The sequence below is a fragment of the Clostridium novyi NT genome (assembly GCF_000014125.1).
GTDB lineage: Bacteria > Bacillota > Clostridia > Clostridiales > Clostridiaceae > Clostridium_H > Clostridium_H novyi.
In genome coordinates this window covers 1,817,484-1,835,558 of the sequence record NC_008593.1, presented here as the reverse complement: position 1 = coordinate 1,835,558, position 18,075 = coordinate 1,817,484, and the positions used below count along the sequence as shown (strand labels likewise).

General features: G+C 27.7%; 19 protein-coding genes. 16 read left to right on the top strand and 3 right to left on the bottom strand.

The genetic code is table 11. The features are described from left to right. The first annotated feature begins 14 nt into the window (after positions 1-14). On the top strand, positions 15-914 hold the full coding sequence (locus tag NT01CX_RS08585; protein WP_011722674.1) for a LysR family transcriptional regulator: 900 nt from the start codon (positions 15-17) through the stop codon (positions 912-914). Between the two features lie 59 nt (positions 915-973). Here NT01CX_RS08585 and NT01CX_RS08580 read toward each other — a convergent pair whose 3' ends face one another. Then, the gene (locus NT01CX_RS08580) at positions 974-1,702 is read right to left on the bottom strand and encodes an HAD-IB family hydrolase (RefSeq protein WP_011722673.1); all 729 of its coding nucleotides are present in this window, start codon (positions 1,700-1,702) and stop codon (positions 974-976) included. A gap of 253 nt (positions 1,703-1,955) precedes the next feature. Between NT01CX_RS08580 and NT01CX_RS08575 the strand changes: the two genes are divergently transcribed. The 5 genes from NT01CX_RS08575 to NT01CX_RS08555 all read left to right on the top strand — a co-directional run bounded on the left by NT01CX_RS08575 (position 1,956) and on the right by NT01CX_RS08555 (position 6,872). Beyond that, a complete protein-coding gene (locus NT01CX_RS08575; RefSeq protein WP_011722672.1) occupies positions 1,956-2,792 on the top strand; it encodes a CvfB family protein in 837 nt (278 codons plus the stop codon). A gap of 165 nt (positions 2,793-2,957) precedes the next feature. Beyond that, entirely contained in the window at positions 2,958-3,476 is a 519-nt protein-coding gene (locus NT01CX_RS08570) for a serine/threonine protein kinase (protein WP_011722671.1), read from the top strand. A 125-nt stretch (positions 3,477-3,601) separates the two neighbouring features. Next, the gene (locus tag NT01CX_RS08565) at positions 3,602-4,153 is read left to right on the top strand and encodes a serine/threonine protein kinase (RefSeq protein ID WP_011722670.1); all 552 of its coding nucleotides are present in this window, start codon (positions 3,602-3,604) and stop codon (positions 4,151-4,153) included. Positions 4,154-4,300: 147 nt separating this feature from the next. Then, the gene (locus NT01CX_RS08560; RefSeq protein ID WP_011722669.1) at positions 4,301-4,750 is read left to right on the top strand and encodes a signal peptidase II; all 450 of its coding nucleotides are present in this window, start codon (positions 4,301-4,303) and stop codon (positions 4,748-4,750) included. A gap of 409 nt (positions 4,751-5,159) precedes the next feature. After that, on the top strand, positions 5,160-6,872 hold the full coding sequence (locus NT01CX_RS08555) for a methyl-accepting chemotaxis protein (protein WP_242648483.1): 1,713 nt from the start codon (positions 5,160-5,162) through the stop codon (positions 6,870-6,872). Between the two features lie 88 nt (positions 6,873-6,960). Here the strand turns inward: NT01CX_RS08555 and NT01CX_RS08550 are convergent, their stop codons facing one another. Both NT01CX_RS08550 and NT01CX_RS08545 read right to left on the bottom strand, forming a co-directional pair. After that, positions 6,961-8,319 (bottom strand): PFL family protein, encoded by a 1,359-nt coding sequence (locus tag NT01CX_RS08550; RefSeq protein ID WP_011722667.1) that lies wholly within the window; start codon positions 8,317-8,319, stop codon positions 6,961-6,963. Positions 8,320-8,333: 14 nt separating this feature from the next. Then, positions 8,334-8,603: an ACT domain-containing protein gene (locus NT01CX_RS08545; RefSeq protein ID WP_011722666.1), complete on the bottom strand. Its 270-nt coding sequence runs from the start codon at positions 8,601-8,603 to the stop codon at positions 8,334-8,336. Between the two features lie 190 nt (positions 8,604-8,793). Between NT01CX_RS08545 and NT01CX_RS08540 the strand changes: the two genes are divergently transcribed. The 10 genes from NT01CX_RS08540 (at position 8,794) to NT01CX_RS08495 (ending at position 18,058) form a co-directional block, all read left to right on the top strand. Next, entirely contained in the window at positions 8,794-10,017 is a 1,224-nt protein-coding gene (locus NT01CX_RS08540; protein WP_011722665.1) for a transglutaminase domain-containing protein, read from the top strand. 63 nt (positions 10,018-10,080) lie between these two features. Then, positions 10,081-10,950, top strand: coding sequence for a radical SAM protein (locus NT01CX_RS08535; RefSeq protein WP_011722664.1), 870 nt, complete (start codon positions 10,081-10,083; stop codon positions 10,948-10,950). A 93-nt stretch (positions 10,951-11,043) separates the two neighbouring features. After that, positions 11,044-11,331 (top strand): ABC transporter, encoded by a 288-nt coding sequence (locus NT01CX_RS08530; RefSeq protein WP_011722663.1) that lies wholly within the window; start codon positions 11,044-11,046, stop codon positions 11,329-11,331. Between the two features lie 99 nt (positions 11,332-11,430). Next, positions 11,431-11,742, top strand: a complete 312-nt coding sequence (locus NT01CX_RS08525) for a YbjQ family protein (RefSeq protein WP_011722662.1) — start codon at positions 11,431-11,433, stop codon at positions 11,740-11,742. A gap of 218 nt (positions 11,743-11,960) precedes the next feature. Then, positions 11,961-13,401, top strand: a protein-coding gene (locus NT01CX_RS08520; protein ID WP_242648482.1) for an IS1182-like element ISCno1 family transposase whose coding sequence is annotated in 2 segments (ribosomal slippage) — positions 11,961-13,310 and positions 13,312-13,401 — 1,440 coding nt in all. Because the reading frame shifts where the segments join, the coding sequence is not laid out codon by codon here. A 144-nt stretch (positions 13,402-13,545) separates the two neighbouring features. After that, the gene (locus NT01CX_RS08515; RefSeq protein ID WP_011722660.1) at positions 13,546-14,703 is read left to right on the top strand and encodes an amidohydrolase; all 1,158 of its coding nucleotides are present in this window, start codon (positions 13,546-13,548) and stop codon (positions 14,701-14,703) included. 192 nt (positions 14,704-14,895) lie between these two features. Then, entirely contained in the window at positions 14,896-15,090 is a 195-nt protein-coding gene (locus tag NT01CX_RS08510) for an aspartyl-phosphate phosphatase Spo0E family protein (RefSeq protein ID WP_043878476.1), read from the top strand. Between the two features lie 123 nt (positions 15,091-15,213). Next, entirely contained in the window at positions 15,214-16,146 is a 933-nt protein-coding gene (rbsK, locus tag NT01CX_RS08505) for a ribokinase (protein ID WP_011722658.1), read from the top strand. Beyond that, positions 16,147-16,542, top strand: coding sequence for a D-ribose pyranase (rbsD, locus tag NT01CX_RS08500; protein ID WP_011722657.1), 396 nt, complete (start codon positions 16,147-16,149; stop codon positions 16,540-16,542). It begins immediately after the preceding gene. 10 nt (positions 16,543-16,552) lie between these two features. After that, on the top strand, positions 16,553-18,058 hold the full coding sequence (locus tag NT01CX_RS08495) for a sugar ABC transporter ATP-binding protein (RefSeq protein ID WP_011722656.1): 1,506 nt from the start codon (positions 16,553-16,555) through the stop codon (positions 18,056-18,058). The last annotated feature ends 17 nt before the right edge of the window (positions 18,059-18,075 follow it).

Sequence of the window (18,075 nt, the reverse complement as noted above, 5' to 3'; positions counted from 1 at the left end):
ATTAGGAGAATAAGATGTTAGATAATAAGTTAATTACATTTTTGACATTAGCAAGAGTTAAAAATTACACAAAAACGGCGGAAATACTTAATTTAACTCAACCAGCTGTTTCTCAACATATAAAGTTTTTAGAAGAGGCATATGGAATAAAATTTATAAAAAAACAAGGCAAAAATATATTTCTTACAGAAGAGGGAGAAGAATTTTTAGCTTATGCAAAGGAAGTAAGTCGTCAAGAAAAAATCTTATGTCAAAAATTAAAAAATAAGTTTTCTTTAGAAAGAAAATATAATGTAGGAGCAACTTTGACTATAGGAGGATATGTACTTCCACAGGTTCTTGGTAAATTTAAAGAAAGTTATCCTAGTATAGATATTATTCTTAATGTATTTAATACTGATATAATACTAGAAAAGATTTTAAAAGATGAAATTCAATTAGGACTTATAGAAGGACCTTTTGATAAAAGCAAATTTAAGCATATAAAGTTAAAAGAAGATGAGCTTGTTTTAGCTATATCAAAGGATCATCCTTTTTCAAGTATGGAATTTGTCACATTAGAAGAAGTGTTAAATGGAAAACTTATTTTAAGAGAATATGGTTCAGGAACTAGAAAACATTTTGAAAGTGAAATTAAAAGACACGGATTCACTCCTAAAGATTTAAATATATATATGGAAGTAGGAAGTATAGATGCTATAAAAGCTTTAGTTGAAGCGAATTTAGGATACACTATAATATCTAAAGAAGCTATAAAAAGAGAGTGCAGTTTAGGTGTTATAAAAACTATGCCTATTAAGGATCGTACTTTAAAAAGCATAAAATTTTATAGGGAGTTTAACTTTGTATATAGAGATGAAATATTAAGTGACTATTTAAAACATTTTATAGATTTTTGTTTAAAAAACGTATAGAAAAGTTTTAAGACTGTTAATAAAGTATATTATTAGCAGTCTTTTTATTTATATAAATATTATAGTATATTAAGTGATTCTGGATTTAATTTATATACTACATCCTTTCTTTCAACTATAATCTTTACTTTTTCTCTTACTAAAGGATCACTTGTAACAGCGTTTATAAGTTCACGAGTAGGATTTATAGCTCTAGGGTTGCCAACAGATTTAAACATGGAAAAATCTCCTAAAGTATCACCATATGCATAACTTTTACTTAAGTCTATATTATATTTTTCAACAAAATTATTTATAGCCTTTTGCTTATTTACTCTATCCCACATAGGAATTATAGCTCCAGTATATTTTTGGTTTTCGTCCAATATATAATCTGTTCCTATATAATCATCAAATCCATGCTTTATTGCCATTTCACGAACAAGTTCTACAGGACTTCCTGAGATAGTTATAAGTTTATGACCTTGTGCTTTATGCCAAGCTATCATATCTCGTGTATAGGTATAAACACGATCCCCTTTAGACTCAATAACTTTTCTAGCGATAAATTCTACTTGAGTTCTGTGAAGACCTTTTATAGCCTCTATATAAATATCGGCCATTTTTATAAGGTAATCATCATAGTTACCTATTCTCTTATCCCACTTAACATAATAGTGTCTAACTTCATTGTACCAACGATCAGGTTCTATAAATTCTGATGTTATAAATTTTTTAAAAATCTCAGTAATTAAACCTTCTCTATATAATGTGCCGTCAATATCAAAGAATGCTGCAGTTGTTTTCATATCATATCCCCCTTTACATAGTTTATACTTATTATATCCTATAAGATAGGAGCTTAAAAGTGAAAACATTAAACACATATTTAAGGGTAAAATATTATTAGAACATAGACTTTTAGCAAAATTCTTGCTATAAACAGTAATGTAGATTAAAATAGAATTTAAGCCAAATATTAATAATAAAATAAAAACTACAAAAAATAAATTATATAAACTCAAATATTATATAATTATAAATAGAAAAGGTGGATAATAAATGATAGAAATAGGAAAAATACAAACTTTAAAGGTATCAAATATAGCCAAAATAGGGGCTTATTTAGATGCAGGAACAGGAGAACAAAACGATAATATTCTTCTTCCAAATAATCAATTGCCAGAAAGTATAGAGGAAGGAGATGAAGTTGAGGTATTTGTATATAGAGATTCTGAAGATAGACTAATTGCCACAAGAAAAACTCCTTTAGTACAGGCAGGAGAATTAGCTATTTTAGAAGTTAAGGATACAACAAGAATAGGAGCATTTTTAGATATAGGTCTTGAACGTGACGTATTACTTCCTTTTAAGGAACAAAAGTACAAAGTTCTTCCTGGGAAAAAATATTTAGTAGGACTTTATATAGATAAAAGTGGAAGATTAACTGCAACAACTTATGTATCTAAATTTTTATCTTCTGATAGTCCATATAAAAAGGGAGAATGGGTTAAAGGAACTATATATTCAATAAACAAAGAAATAGGAGCATTGGTTGCAGTTGATAACAAGTATAAGGGATTAATTCCAAGAAGTGAAGTTTATAAAGAATTAAAAGTTGGAGATTCTGTAGAGTGTAGAATAATAAGAGTAAGAGATGATGGAAAGCTTGACCTTGGAACAAGAGAAGTTGCTTATAAACAAATGGATAGCGATTCTGAAATGATACTAGAAAAATTAAAAAAATATGATGGATTTATGTCTCTAAACGATAAAAGTAATCCTGAAGAAATAAAAGATAGATTAAAAATAAGTAAGGCTGCTTTTAAAAGAGCAGTAGGTAGACTTCTTAAAGAAGGAAAAATAGTTCAAACAGAAAAAGGAATAAAGTTAAAATAAAGTCTTAAATATAAAGGAAATTATGAACGCTATTAGTGTCATAATTTCCTTTTTTATTATATGTTCATGTCACCTAAAATGATAATTTAAATACTATATTACTATGAGAGGGTATATAAGCAATAACATATAGAGGTGGTAAACATAATTAAAAAATATTTTGGAGTGGATATAAAAAAGTGCGAGTTTTTAGGTAAAGGAAGAGAAGGTAGTGTATATAAAACGGATGACAATTATGTTATAAAATTGTTTAAAAATAAAAGAAATTGTATAGATGAATATAACATACTAAAAAGAATGGAAGGAAGTAAATATTTTCCTAAAACATTAAAGAGAAAAGGTAAAGTTTTAATGAGAGAATATGTTTATGGAATACCACTAAAAGAATATATAAGAGAAAATGGAATGCCTCGAGAAATATCTTATAATTTAGTTGGTTTATTAGAAGAATTTAAGAATAGTGGATTTACTAGAATTGATATGTCTATAAGACATATTTATGTTCAAGAAGATTATAGATTAAAGATTATAGATCCAAGAAAAGCTTATATAAAAGTTGAAAAATTTCCTAGGATTTTGCTAAGAGAATTAGAAGAAGAGAATGTATTAGATGAATTTATAAAAGCTGCACTAGATATAAAACCAGAGGTTGTAACTAGGTGGATAAAAAAATTAAATTCATAAATTTAATTTTTTTATTAAAGATTTCAATAACGAGTGTATTTATAACATTAAATAATGTATAATACACCAACTGGTGTATTATACATATTATGATTATAAGAATTAATACAATTAAAGGTGTTAATATGAATAAAGATTATGAAAACAATTGTGGTCTGGATTTAAGTGGATGTAAGTTTTTGGGGGAAGGACATCATGGAAAAGTTTTTTTAATGGAGGACGGAAAGGTTATAAAAATATGCACAACCGTAAGAAGTTGTAAATCAGAGTATCTTATATTAAAAAAAGTAAATGGGTCAAAATACTTTCCTAAAGTATACAAGTATGAATACTTATATATGATAAGAGATTATGTTGGCGGGGAATGTATGAGGGATTATATAAAAACCCATGGACTTAGTAAAGTTTTAGCACTGAATGTTATTAACTTACTGGAAGAGTTTAAAAGATTAAAATTTACAAAAATAGATATACGGTGTAAAGATATTTTTGTGCAAGAAAAAGAAAATGTTATGGTTATTGATCCTAAAGGATGCTACAGTAGACATAAAAAATATCCAAGTCATCTTATAAAAGGATTAAAAAAATCAATGTACTTAGAGAAATTTTTAAAAATATTAAAAAATGAGAGACCAGATTTATATGACGAATGGATCTTAAATGGGTATTTAAAATAGGGCTATTTATAATTAGCCCTATTTAAGTTAAAAAAAGTAATATTAAATAAAAAATTCCTAAAACTGTACTAATAGAGTTGAAGAAATGAGCAAACTGTGTTATAATACATATACCATTTAAAATTTAATAGGGAAGGGGGATGCAATATGTCATTTTTATTTTGGGGTTTAATTGTTGGAATAATTTTGGTTGATAGATGGACTAAAAGAAAGACTATTGCTATACTAGAAAACAAAAAAGATAATAAATCAGTAGAATTAGTACAAAATAAGTTGAAGTTGATAATTGAAGAGGAAAAATTAAAACAGTTAGATGGATTTCAAAGTGGAGTTAGTCTTATTGTTAAGATAACCTTAATAATTCTTCTATGTGTGGTTATTTATTTTATTAGATTGATGCAATACCAAGGAGATATAGGTCTAAAACTTGCACTTTCCTTTATAATAGGTGGAGTATTTGGAAATTTGATTGATAGATTAGGATATGGTTATGTTATAGATTTTATATGTATTAAGGGAACAAAAGATATAGCGTTTAATTTATCAAGAGTATTTATATTAACAGGATTAATATTATTGATAGTGAATTTAATATAGAAAATATTTTTTTTAGCAAACTTTGTTAAAATTTTAACGTTGCGAAGGTTTGAAATGAATTAATTAAATATATTATGTCAAATATTATTATTAAAATTATTAAAAAACAAGTAAAAAAACCACTAATAGGAAAATAATATAGAAAAATATGTATAAATATATAGAATAATACATAAATATATGATATATTATATTTAAACAGTTCTCATCCCAATAATTAGAACAAGCATTAATGCTAAAAAGTAAAATAAGATAATTAAATAATTGTCAGGAGAGGATTATATTAAATACCTCTCCTTATTTTTTAGAATATCCTTAAAATTTAAAGTAATATTCAAACAAATAACATGAAGATTATATTAAAAATTATATAATATTTATCAAAAAATGGGGGGATTTTATGGTTTTCATGAGAAAGTTCAAGGTAAGATCTAAATTGTCATTTAGTTTTGGTGTATTGGCATTTCTTATTATATTATCTGGAATAGTAGGTCTTATAAATTCTAATAAGATAAACAAAGGAGCTGATACTACTTATTCAAAGCATCTTTTGGCTATTAGGGATATAGAAAGTGTAAAAGCAGGTTTAAATGATGAGAAAGCAAGTCTTATGAAACTTATTTATAATGTAAATATGAGTGACCAAGATATACATAATGAGATTTCAAAAATAGGGGAATTAAAAGTTAGTGATGTAAATGCTATGAATCATTATGATAATATACCAAGAGAAGAAGAGGAGCAAAATTTATACAAATATTTTAAAGAAAAATTAGATGAGTACAGAAAAGGAAGAGATAACATAATAAATTTTGTTGAAGAAAAAAAATATCCAGAAGCTCAACAAATTTATGATTCACAAGTTAAGATTGTAAGAGCAGATATGGAACAAGTGCTTAATAAGATTAGTGATATGAATATTTCAGGGGCAAGAACTGAGCATGAAAATAATAAAGATTCATTTAATAGCATAAGAGTACAAATGATTAGTATAACTATTATTGCAATAGTATTATCCATATTATTAACTATATTTATTGTAAGAGACATAATGGAAACTCTTTATAAAATTAAAAATTATGCTATAAAATTATCTAATTATGATTTTTCAGAAGAAATAAAGGTTACAGGTAAAGATGAATTTAGTGATACTGCTATAGCACTAAATGAAGCTCACCATAATATAAGAGAACTTATAGAAATAATAAAAAATGATTCTAACAATATGTCATCTATGAGTGAAAATTTATCTGGTACAGTGCAGGAGATAACAGCTAAAATAAGTGAAGTTGATGAACTTACTAATAATATAAATAGTGAAATTCAGGATTCTAGTAGATTCAGTGAAGAACTAAGTTCATCTATAGAAGAAATAAATGCAACAGTAGAAGAATTAGCAGATAAATCTGTAAGTGCTAGTGAAAATGCAATAAAGGCTAAAGAGAGATCTATAAACGTACAACAAAGTATAAAACAGGCTGTTGAAGATATAAGAAAAGTTTATAAAGAAAAAGAGGATAGTATATTAAGATCTATAAAAGAAGGTAAAGTAGTAGAAGAAGTAGGGGTAATGGCAGATGCTATAGCAAGTATTGCTGAGCAAACTAATTTACTTGCTCTAAATGCGGCTATAGAGGCAGCAAGGGCTGGAGAACATGGAAAAGGATTTGCTGTAGTTGCTGAAGAAGTTAGAAAACTTGCAGAACAATCAGCAGACACTGTATCAACAATACAAAGTACAATTCAAAAGGTACAATCAGCATTTGAAAATTTAGCTATAAACAGTGATGATGTACTTCAATTTATAAATAATAATGTAACTAAAATATTAGATGAATCTTTAGAAACAGGAAAAGATTACTATGAAGATTCAGAATATATGAGTGATATGTCAGAAACATTGGCATCTATGACAGAAGAAATTAGTGCTACAATAAATCAGGCGGCTTCTGGAGTGCAAAGTATGGCAGCAAGTTCACAAGAATCTGTAAATCATACAAGTAATATATTGGAAAATTTAGGGACAACTAATAGTGCAATGAAAGAAGTAGCAAATACATCTTTAAAACAATTAGACCTTGCACAAAAGCTTAATGAACTTATTCAGAAATTTGAAATATAAAAATAATATTAAAATTAAAAGGCATATCTTATTTTAATAAGAATATGCCTTTTAATATATTATATGAAATTAATAACTTAATATAAAATTAGTTTTTAAAGCTATGAATTGGTGCAGGAATTAATCCACCACGGTTTACAAAATCAGCACTGCTAAATTTGCTAACACTCATAATAGGGGATCTTCCAAGCAATCCACCAAATTCAATCATATCTCCAACATCTTTACCAGGAACAGGTATTACTCTAACTGCTGTAGTTTTATTGTTAATAACTCCAATTGCAGCTTCATCGGCGATTATACCTGAAATTGTTTCTGCTGAAGTAGTTCCAGGAAGTGCTATCATATCAAGACCAACAGAACATACACAAGTCATTGCTTCAAGTTTTTCTATATTTAGTGAGTTTCTTAGAACCGCATCAATCATTCCAGCATCTTCACTAACAGGAATAAATGCGCCACTAAGACCACCAACTCTAGAAGCTGCCATTATACCCCCTTTTTTAACTGCGTCATTTAAAAGAGCAAGAGCAGCAGTAGTACCAGGGGCACCACAACTTTCAAGTCCCATTTCTTCTAGTATATGAGCAACACTATCTCCAATAGCTGGAGTAGGAGCTAGGGATAAATCTATTATTCCAAAAGGAACATTAAGTCTTTTAGATGCTTCAGCAGCAACTAATTGTCCCATTCTTGTTATTTTAAAAGCAGTTTTCTTTATAGTGTCTGCAACCACATCAAAGCTTTGACCTCTTACGCTTTCAAGAGCTTTTTTTACAGTTCCAGGACCACTAACACCTACATTTATAATGCTTTCTGCTTCGCCAATTCCATGAAATGCACCAGCCATAAATGGATTATCTTCTACAGCATTTGCAAATACAACAAGCTTTGCACAACCAAGACCATCTGTATCCTTAGTTAATTCTGCTGTTTCTTTTATTATATTACCCATCTTTTTTACAGCATTCATATTTATTCCGTTTTTACTTGTTCCTATATTAACAGAAGAACAAACTTTTTCTGTTTCATATAAAGCTTGTGGAATAGAATTAATTAATTTTATATCTCCATTAGAACAACCTTTATGTACTAAAGCAGAAAAACCACCTATAAAGTTTATACCCACAGTAGAAGCAGCTTTATCTAATGTTTTAGCAAACTCTACATAGTTTTCATCATTACAGCATTGTGCTACTAATGAAATTGGAGTAACAGATACCCTTTTATTTATAATTGGTATTCCAAATTCAGTTTCTATTTCATTTCCTACTTTAACTAGGTTTTCAGCATATCTTGTTATTTTGTCATAAATCTTTTGACGGCTACGAGCTCCATCACAATCACAACAATCCATTAGTGATATTCCCATAGTTATTGTACGAATATCTAGTTTTTCTTTTTCAATCATTTGAATGGTTTCAATTATCTTATTTTGACTAATCATTTTTACACCCACTTTTAGATATTATGCATAGAATTAAATATATCTTCATGTTGAATTTTTATTGAAAGATTAAGTTCTTTCTCTTTTTCTTCTAGTATTTCTTTTAATTCTTTGAAAGATTTTGTTGCCTTCGATAGATCAACTAACATAATCATGGTAAAATATTCTTGAAGAATTGTTTGGCTTATATCAAGAATATTTACATTTGATTTTGATAGAATATCGCTTACACTTGCAATGATACCTGTAGTGTCTTTCCCCAATACTGTTATAATTGCCTTCATTTTTAAACCCCCTAATAATATTGTTTTAAGAATACCTATATAATAAAATCAATATAAAATTTTATTATAAAAAATATTTATATAAATATATCATATAATAGGTGATAATAAAATAAAAGGTAAAATAAGAAAATATTTTAAGTAAATACAAATTAATGTCATAAAATAAAAAGTGGAGAGGAGAATTCATATGAAGTTTAAAATTAAAAGGTATACTTTAATTTTATTATTAGGAATGATACTAGGAATAAGTTTTGGAAGCATTAGAGTATTTGCAACAGATGATACATATAGGTTGTTAAGTTATTCTGAAAAAGTGAATATAAATAAGGAATGGAAAATTAATTTTAATAAAACATTAGATGAAAGTACACTGAAAAATAATATTAAGGTATTAGAAAAGGATTCAGGTAAGGAATTTCCTGTGACAATACAATATAATGTTAAAGATAAGTTTGTAAATTTAAAACCTATATCTAAGTTAAAGTTTAATAATGAGTACATTATAGTAATTAAAGAGGGAATAAAATCAAGTGAAGGAAAAAGGCTATTAAGAGGAGTAAGATTTAGTTTTCAAACTAAAACATTAGACAACCATTTTAATAAGGAATCCTTATTAAAAGAAGAATTTGATGATCCGGGAAACAATATAAACAGTAAACAAGATTTTTATAATGCTTTAAGGTATTCTATATCAACCTTTAAAACTAAGGTTACATTAAATATAAATAATTATAATTCTAAGGATTATTCTCTATACATAATAAATGATATTTTAAGAGAAAATCCAACAATTGATTATGGATACAAAGGGATAAGTGGAAATATAGGTATATCAGGTAGCAAAGCTATTATGAATTTAGACCTTGAGTATTTTTATCCAAAGGAAAAAATGGAGTATATGAAAAGAAAGTCAAAAGAAAAGATAGATTATATAATTAAAACACTTATAAAAGATTACATGAGTGATTATGAAAAAGAATTAGCAGTGCATGATTATTTAGTGAAAAATTCAAGTTATGATAGAAGACTGTTTAGTGGTAATATGCCACAAGAATCTTATACAGATTACGGAATTTTAGTGAATGGTGTGGGGGTTTGTGAAGGATACGCTAAGGCTATGTATAGAATTTTAAATTCTATTGGAATAGAAACATTATTTGTAACAGGACAAGGTATTGGACATGATGGCTCAGTAGAACCTCATGCATGGAATATAGTTAAGATAGATGGAGAATATTATCATGTTGATGTTACATGGGACAATCCCCTTACTTCAAGTGGAAGAAAAGAAATACTTCACGATTATTTTAATATAACTGATGCAAAAATGAGGAAGGATCATAGATGGGATGCTTCATTATATCCAAAATGTAATAAAGAAAGGTATAATTTTAAAAAATTTGTAGCTTAAACTGAAAAAACAATATATAATTAGCTTAAATAGTTTATAAACTTAAGATGAAGGGATGATTTTATGAGATATGAAGGCGTAGTTTATAGACCACCAAGTGAGGCCTATAGTTTAATAATTCAAGTTACACTAGGATGTTCTCACAATAAATGTACTTTTTGTGATATGTACAAAGATAGAAGCTTCAAGATAAAAAGTTTAGAAGAGGTTTTTGAAGATTTAGAGTTATCAAGAAAATACTATAAATATGTAAGAAGAATATTTTTAGCAGATGGAGATGCTCTAATATTAAAAACTGAGAATTTAGAAAAGATACTTATTAAGATTAAAGAGCTATTTCCAGAGTGTGAGAGGGTTGCCGTTTATGGAACTCCAGCAGATATTTTAAGAAAAAGTGAAGAAGATTTAATAAAACTTAAGAATTTAGGATTAGATATAATTTATATAGGTGTTGAAAGTGGAAGTGATGAAGTTCTTAAAGATGTAAAAAAAGGTGTTACATCTGAAGAGATAATCAAAGCTGGTCAAAAGGTAAAGAGAACAGGTATTAAACTTTCAGCTACATTAATTTCAGGTCTTGGTGGAAAAGAAAAATCTCAATTACATGCAGTAGAGTCTGCAAGAGTTATAAGTGCAATTAATCCAGATTATTTAGGAATACTTACACTTATGAATGCACCAGGTACAGAAATGCATGAAAAAATAGCAAACAATGAAATAACTTTATTAAATCCAAAAGAAGTAATGGTGGAAACAAGAGAACTTATAAGAAATTTAGAAGTAGAAAACTGTGTATTTAGAAGTAATCATGCATCTAATTACGCACCACTTGCAGCAACTTTAGGAGAAGAAAAAGAAGCACTTTTAAAAACTTTAGACGATATTATAGGAAGTGACTATAGCTTTAAAGAAGAATATTATAGAAGATTCTAAATTAATAATTTGTTAATACATTTAGAGGACTTAATTGATGTCATTTATGATATAATGTATAGAAATCTATATTTATAGAAGAGAGGGATATGGATGGAATACATGAATAATGGTGGGTTAAGAAGTATAATAAATAAATTTTTAATTATGATAGTTTCTTTATTTGTAATTACCTTAATTTTAAAGGGATTAGTTTTTTTAGTACCAATATGTGCAGTTGGATTTTTAACATATAAAGGTATTAAAATGATAAAATCAAAATTTCAAGATGTAACTTCCATCAAAAATGATGTAAATGGAAATGTTGATTATGATTTTTCAGAAGAATATGATATTGATTCAAAAGTTATAGATGTTGAATATGAAGATATACAAAAATAAAATGGCTTTTTATTGCCATTTTATTTTTTGTAATAATTTTCATATAATATAAATGTTATAATAAATATATATTGGCAAATAACTGAGGAGGTAATTAATTTGATATTAGTAAATACAGATTTTATATCGGGAAAAGAAATAGAAACAATATCTTTAGTAAAGGGATCTACAATACAATCTAAAAATGTTGGAAAAGATTTTTTAAGTGGTCTTAAAACATTAGTTGGAGGAGAACTAAAAGCGTATAGTGAAATGATGAATGAAGCTAGAGAAATAGCTACAAACAGAATGGTTGAAGAAGCAAAATCATTAGGTGCTGATGCGGTTATAAATATAAGATATGCAACTAGCGCAATAATGCAAGGAGCAGCAGAAGTTATAGTATATGGTACAGCAGTAAAGATTCTTTAAGAAACAATATACTTTAGAGAAGTTACAAAGGAATATAAAATAAAAATGATTATAATTATTAATTGTAATCATTTTTATTTTATATTCAGGCTGTTGATAAACATAATTTGTCAACAGCCTTTTTACATTTATTACAAAAAGGGTTTTTAGTTTTTATGTAGAATATATATTTTAGACCAATAAATCTTTTAGCCCGTTAGGGCTCCTACGGAGGAAAAATGCTTACTAATAATGAAAGAAAACAAAATCAATTAGAACTAGTTTATATAGAAAATTTAGTACCTGAAAATCACATACTTAGAAAGATAGATAAATACATAGACTTTTCATTTATAAGAGATTTAACTAAGGATTTATATTGTCCTGATAATGGAAGACCTTCAGTAGACCCAGTTGTATTATTTAAAATGCTTTTTATAGGATACCTATTCGGTATACGTTCAGAGCGTCAGCTTGTAAAAGAAATCCAGGTAAATGTAGCTTACAGATGGTTTTTGGGATATGGACTTACTGATAAAATACCAAGTCATTCCACTATAAGCCAGAATAGAACAAAAAGATTTAGTAATACAAATATACATCAAGAAATATTTGATAATATTGTATTTCAAGCTATTAATAGAAACTTGGTTGATGGGAAAATTCTATATACTGATTCTACTCACTTAAAAGCTAACGCTAATAAACATAAACTTATTAAAAAAGAAATAACTAAATCCACAAAGGAATACTTTGATGAATTAGAGAATGACATTAATAAAGATAGAATTAATCATAATAAAAAGCCTCTAAAAAAAAAGACTAAAATAGCTGAAACTAAGGAAATAAAAGTAAGTACAACTGATCCAGACAGTGGATATATGGTTAGAGATGGAAAACCTAAAGGCTTTTTTTATTTAGATCATAGAACTGTTGACGGAAAGTATAATATTATAACAGACGTTCATGTTACTCCCGGGAATATAAACGATGTAGATCCTTATGTTAAAAGAATAGAAACTCAAATAGAAAAGTTTAATTTTAATACAAAATATTTAGTAGCAGATGCCGGATATTCTACGAATCCTATTTGTAAACAAATTTCAGACAAAAATTATCAAGGTGTTTTTGGGTTCCGTTTAGGACCCCATGTTAAAGGAAAATATACAAAATATAGATTTCAGTATGTTAAAGAATTAGATGGATATGTGTGTATTAATAATTGCTTTTTAAAATATAGAACTACTACAAGGGAAGGTTATAAAGAATACGTAAGTAATGCGGAGCATTGTGCTTCTTGCAAATATAAACATAATTGCTTAACATCTGATAAATCCATTAATAGAACTATACGTCGTCATGTTTGGGAAGACTATAAAGATCAAATTTTTAGATTTACTAAAACAGAAAAAGGTAAAAATATTTATAAACGACGTAAAGAAAAGATTGAGCGTAGCTTTGCTGATTCAAAAGAATTACATGGGCTACGTTATTGTCGCATGCGTGGAATTAAAAATGTTTCTGAACAATGTCTACTTACAGCGGCAGTTCAGAATATGAAAAAGATAGCCATGGTGCTATCGCACTATTTTTTTGTGTACGTTAATTCAAATTTATTCCAAATCAACATACATAATAAATATTTTTCTAATGCTATCGCATAAGAGAATTTTGGCGTAAACAAAAGCCCCCAATTGTTGGGGGCTTTTTGAACAATCTGAATATAAAATAAAAATGATTATAATTATTAATTGTAATCATTTTTATTTTATATTATAGTTAAGTATAATTTTAGGATTTTAATAAAATAAAGGGGGATTAAAAGTGATACTAATTAAAAATGGTAAAATAATTACTATGGCAGAAAAAGATTTTGAAAATGGATGTATTCTTATAAAAGATGGGAAGATACAAGAAATAGGGGAAAATATAAAAGTTGATGGAAATGTTCAAGTTATAGATGCTAAAGGAGCGTATGTTACCCCAGGATTTATAGATGCTCATTGCCATATAGGAATACTAGAGCAAGATATGGGATTTGAGGGATCAGATCTAAATGAAGCTACTGATCCATTAGCTCCACAACTTAGAGCCATAGATGGAATAAATCCTATGGATACTTCTTTTTCTGATGCAAGAAAAGGTGGAATAACTACTGTAATGACAGGTCCTGGTAGTGCAAATCCAATAGGAGGACAATTTGTAATTTTAAAAACACAAGGAGTTTGTGTTGATGATATGATAGTCAAAGAACCTGCTGCAATGAAGATAGCCTTTGGAGAAAATCCTAAAAGAGTATATAAATCTAAAAATAAAATGCCAACTACAAGAATGGCTACAGCTGCATTGATTAGGCAAATATTAAGTATGGCAAAAAGTTATAAAGTAAAAAAAGAAAATGCTTTAAAAGAAGGCAAGTATTTTGAGGAAAATTTTAAATTAGAAGCATTGCTACCAGTTATAAATAAGGAAATACCTCTAAAAGCACATTGTCACAGAGCCGATGATATATTAACAGCAATTAGAATTGCAAAAGAGTTTGATGTTGAACTTACATTAGATCACTGTTCAGAAGGACATTTAATACCTGAATATGTAAAGAAGTCTGGAAAACCTGCAATTATTGGACCTACTTTAACATCAAGAAGTAAAATAGAAGTTAAAAATAAAACATTTAAAACACCTAAAGTACTTCATGACAATGGTGTAAAAATAGCAATAATGACGGATCATCCAGTAATACCAATAGAGTATTTACCACTTTGCGCTGGATTTGCTGCTAAAGAAGGATTAGAAATGAGAGAAGCACTAAAGACTATAACTATAAATTCAGCAGAAATATTAGGAATAGATGATAAAGTAGGAAGTTTAGAAGTTGGAAAAGATGCAGATATTGTAATATCAGATGGTAATCCTTTAGAAAGTACATCAAAAATTATTTATACAATAATAAATGGAAGTATTGTATATAACTACAATTAGAATTATAATAAGGATATTGCTATTTTGATTGTGTAATATCCTTATTATTACGATATAAAAAGATGTTAATATATATTTTACAACAGTAATTTTACATAAATATTGAAAAATATTGAAAAATATGGTATAAATAGAATACTTGGTATTTATTTTGATACTGATTATTTTAGGTTAGATAGAAGGGGTAAAAAAATGTATAATATGTGTGAAGGCTATATTAAAATGCAAATTGAGGAATTAAGAATCAAATTAAACAAGTTAGTTGATGAAAAAATTAACAGTTTAGTTGATATGGATGTTGTGAAATTAAGTGAAAAAATGGACTTGCTATTATTGCAATATATGAAACAACAAAATAATAAAAGATTTTTAATAAAAGATTTCTAATGAAAAATAGAAATCTTTTATTTTTTATATTGACATATTGAAATAAATGACTTAATATTAATTTAACCGGTTAAATTAATATAAATAATGTAAACGAAAACATTGGTTGAGAGGTGAGTTAATATGAACAACATTTGTGTAATAGGTAGTATAAACATGGACGTAGTATTAAAAGTAGATAGAATGGTTAAAGTTGGGGAAACTATATTTGCAAAAGATTTAAAAAACATATCTGGAGGAAAAGGAGCTAATCAAGCTATAGCATGTGCCAGAATGAATTCAAAAGTATCTATGATTGGTAAAGTTGGAGTAGATGGAAATGGACAAATATTAGTTAATAAGTTAAAAGAGAACAATATAAATACAGATTATATATTTAAAGATAAAGAAATCTCAACGGGAATGGCATTAATCACAGTTGATAATGAGGGGAATAACTCAATTATTGTTGCATCTGGAGCCAATATGACTATTAAGGAAGATGAAATTAATAAAGCAAATGAAGTTATAAAAAATAGTGATATTGTAATTTCTCAATTCGAAGTTCCTATGAAAACGATTTTAGAGGGGTTTAAGTTAGCAAAGAAACATAACAAATTAACTATTTTAAATCCTGCACCAGCAAAAGAAATTAATAAGGAGCTTCTAAAGTATACAGATATTATAATACCAAATGAAACTGAAGCTTATGAACTTACAGGAGTAGAAGTTACTGATTTAAATAGTGCAAAAGAAGCATCTAAAGTGTTGCTAGAAGATGGAATTAAGTGTGTAATCATTACTTTAGGTTCAAAGGGTGCTGCTGTAATAACAAAAGAAAATTCAGACTTAGTACAAGCATTTAAAGTTAACGCAGTAGATACAACAGCAGCTGGAGATAGTTTTATAGGTGGATTTGCAAGTAAGTTAGATGTTAAAAATATAACTTTTGAAAATATTAAAAAATCAATAAAATTTGGCAATATGGTATCTTCAATAACTGTACAAAGAGAAGGGGCAGAGCCATCAATACCATATTTAAAAGAAGTTCAAAACCTTTATGGGGAGGAATTATAGATGAAAAAGACGCCATTATTAAATAGTAGCATATGTGAAGTTGTTTCAAAAATGGGACATACTGATATGATAGCAATTGGAGATTCGGGACTTCCAATTCCTGATGATACAAAAAGAATAGATTTAGCTTTAATAAAGGGAGTACCAACATTTATGCAAACTCTTAAAGCTGTTTTATTAGAACAACAAGTGGAAGAAGTTATAATTGCTCATGAAACAAAAGAAGTTAGTCCAGAAACTTTTGAAAACATAAAAAAAGAAATTGGTGATGTAAAAATAACATTTATATCTCACGAGGAATTGAAAAAAGAATTATCCAATTGTAAAGCAGTAATAAGAACTGGCGAACAAACTCCTTATGCCAATATTATATTAAAATCTGGAGTAGTATTTTAGGAGGGGTAAAATGGATAAGAGACAACCTATGCTAAAAATGCAAGGTATATCAAAATCATTTGGAACAGTAAAAGCGCTACAAAATATAAATATTGAAGCTTATGGTGGAGAGGTATTAGCTTTACTTGGAGAAAATGGAGCTGGAAAGTCCACATTAATGAAAATACTTAGTGGGGTTTACACAAAAGATACAGGAAAGATTTTTATAGAAGGAGAAGAAGTTTTTCCGCATAATATTAAGGAAGCAGAAAAACTTGGAGTTTCAATTATACACCAAGAGTTAAGTGTGTTACCTAACTTAACTGTAGCTGAAAATATATTTTTAGGAAATGAAAAGTTTAGTAAGTTTACAAGAAGAATAAATAAATCAATAATTAATGAAAGAAGTGCTTTGTTTTTAGAACAAATAGGTTGCAAGGTTAATCCAAATACATTAGTTAAAGATGTAAATGTAGGGGATAGGCAAATGATCGAAATTGCAAAAGCTTTAACTAAAAATTCTAGAATAATAATTATGGATGAGCCTACAACAGCACTTACAGATGTGGAAACAAAAAAATTATTTGAAGTTATAGAAAGACTAAAAGAAAAAGGAATAGCAATTATATATATTTCACATAGAATGGAAGAACTTTTTGCTATTTGTGATAGAGTAACTGTTTTAAGAGATGGACAGTACGTGGGTGATGTAAAAACTTCGGAAATAGACCAAGATGGATTAATAGCCATGATGGTTGGTAGAAAATTAGAAGATCAATTTCCATATAAAAAGGTTAAAAGCGGAAAAACACTATTAAAGGTGGAAAATCTTCAATATAAAAATAAAGTAAATAATGTGACTTTTGATATAAAGAGTGGAGAAATACTTGGAATTGGAGGGCTTATGGGATCAGGAAGAACCGAACTTGCAAAAACTATCTTTGGAGAATATAAAAAAGATTCAGGAAACATGTTTATGGAGGGTGTAAAGGTTAACATAAATTCTCCTAAAGAGGGAATAAAAAATGGAATATGCTATGTTTCTGAAGATAGAAAAGGTGAAGGACTAATATTAGATATGACTGTAGGGGAAAATATGAGTCTTTCAAATTTATCAGCATATGAAAATTCATTTAAAAAGATAGACAGAAAAAAAGAAAAAGAAGATATAAAAGAATATATTAAAAAGTTATCCGTTAAAACTCCAAGTGAGGGACAACTTATAAAAAAATTAAGTGGGGGAAATCAGCAAAAGGCAATACTTGCAAAATGGATTATGTTATCTCCTAAAGTGCTAATAATAGACGAACCAACTAAAGGAATTGATGTTGGAGCTAAAAAAGAAATATATGAAGTCTTAAATGAACTAAAAAGTGATGGAAAAGCTATAATAATGATTTCATCAGATATGCCTGAAGTTTTAGGAATAAGCGATAGAATACTTGTTATGCATGAAGGAAAGATAAGTGGGGAATTATCAAGGGAAGAAGCAAATCAAGAAACTATAATGGCATATGCTGTAGGTAGACACAAATAAAAAATAATTAAAAAGGA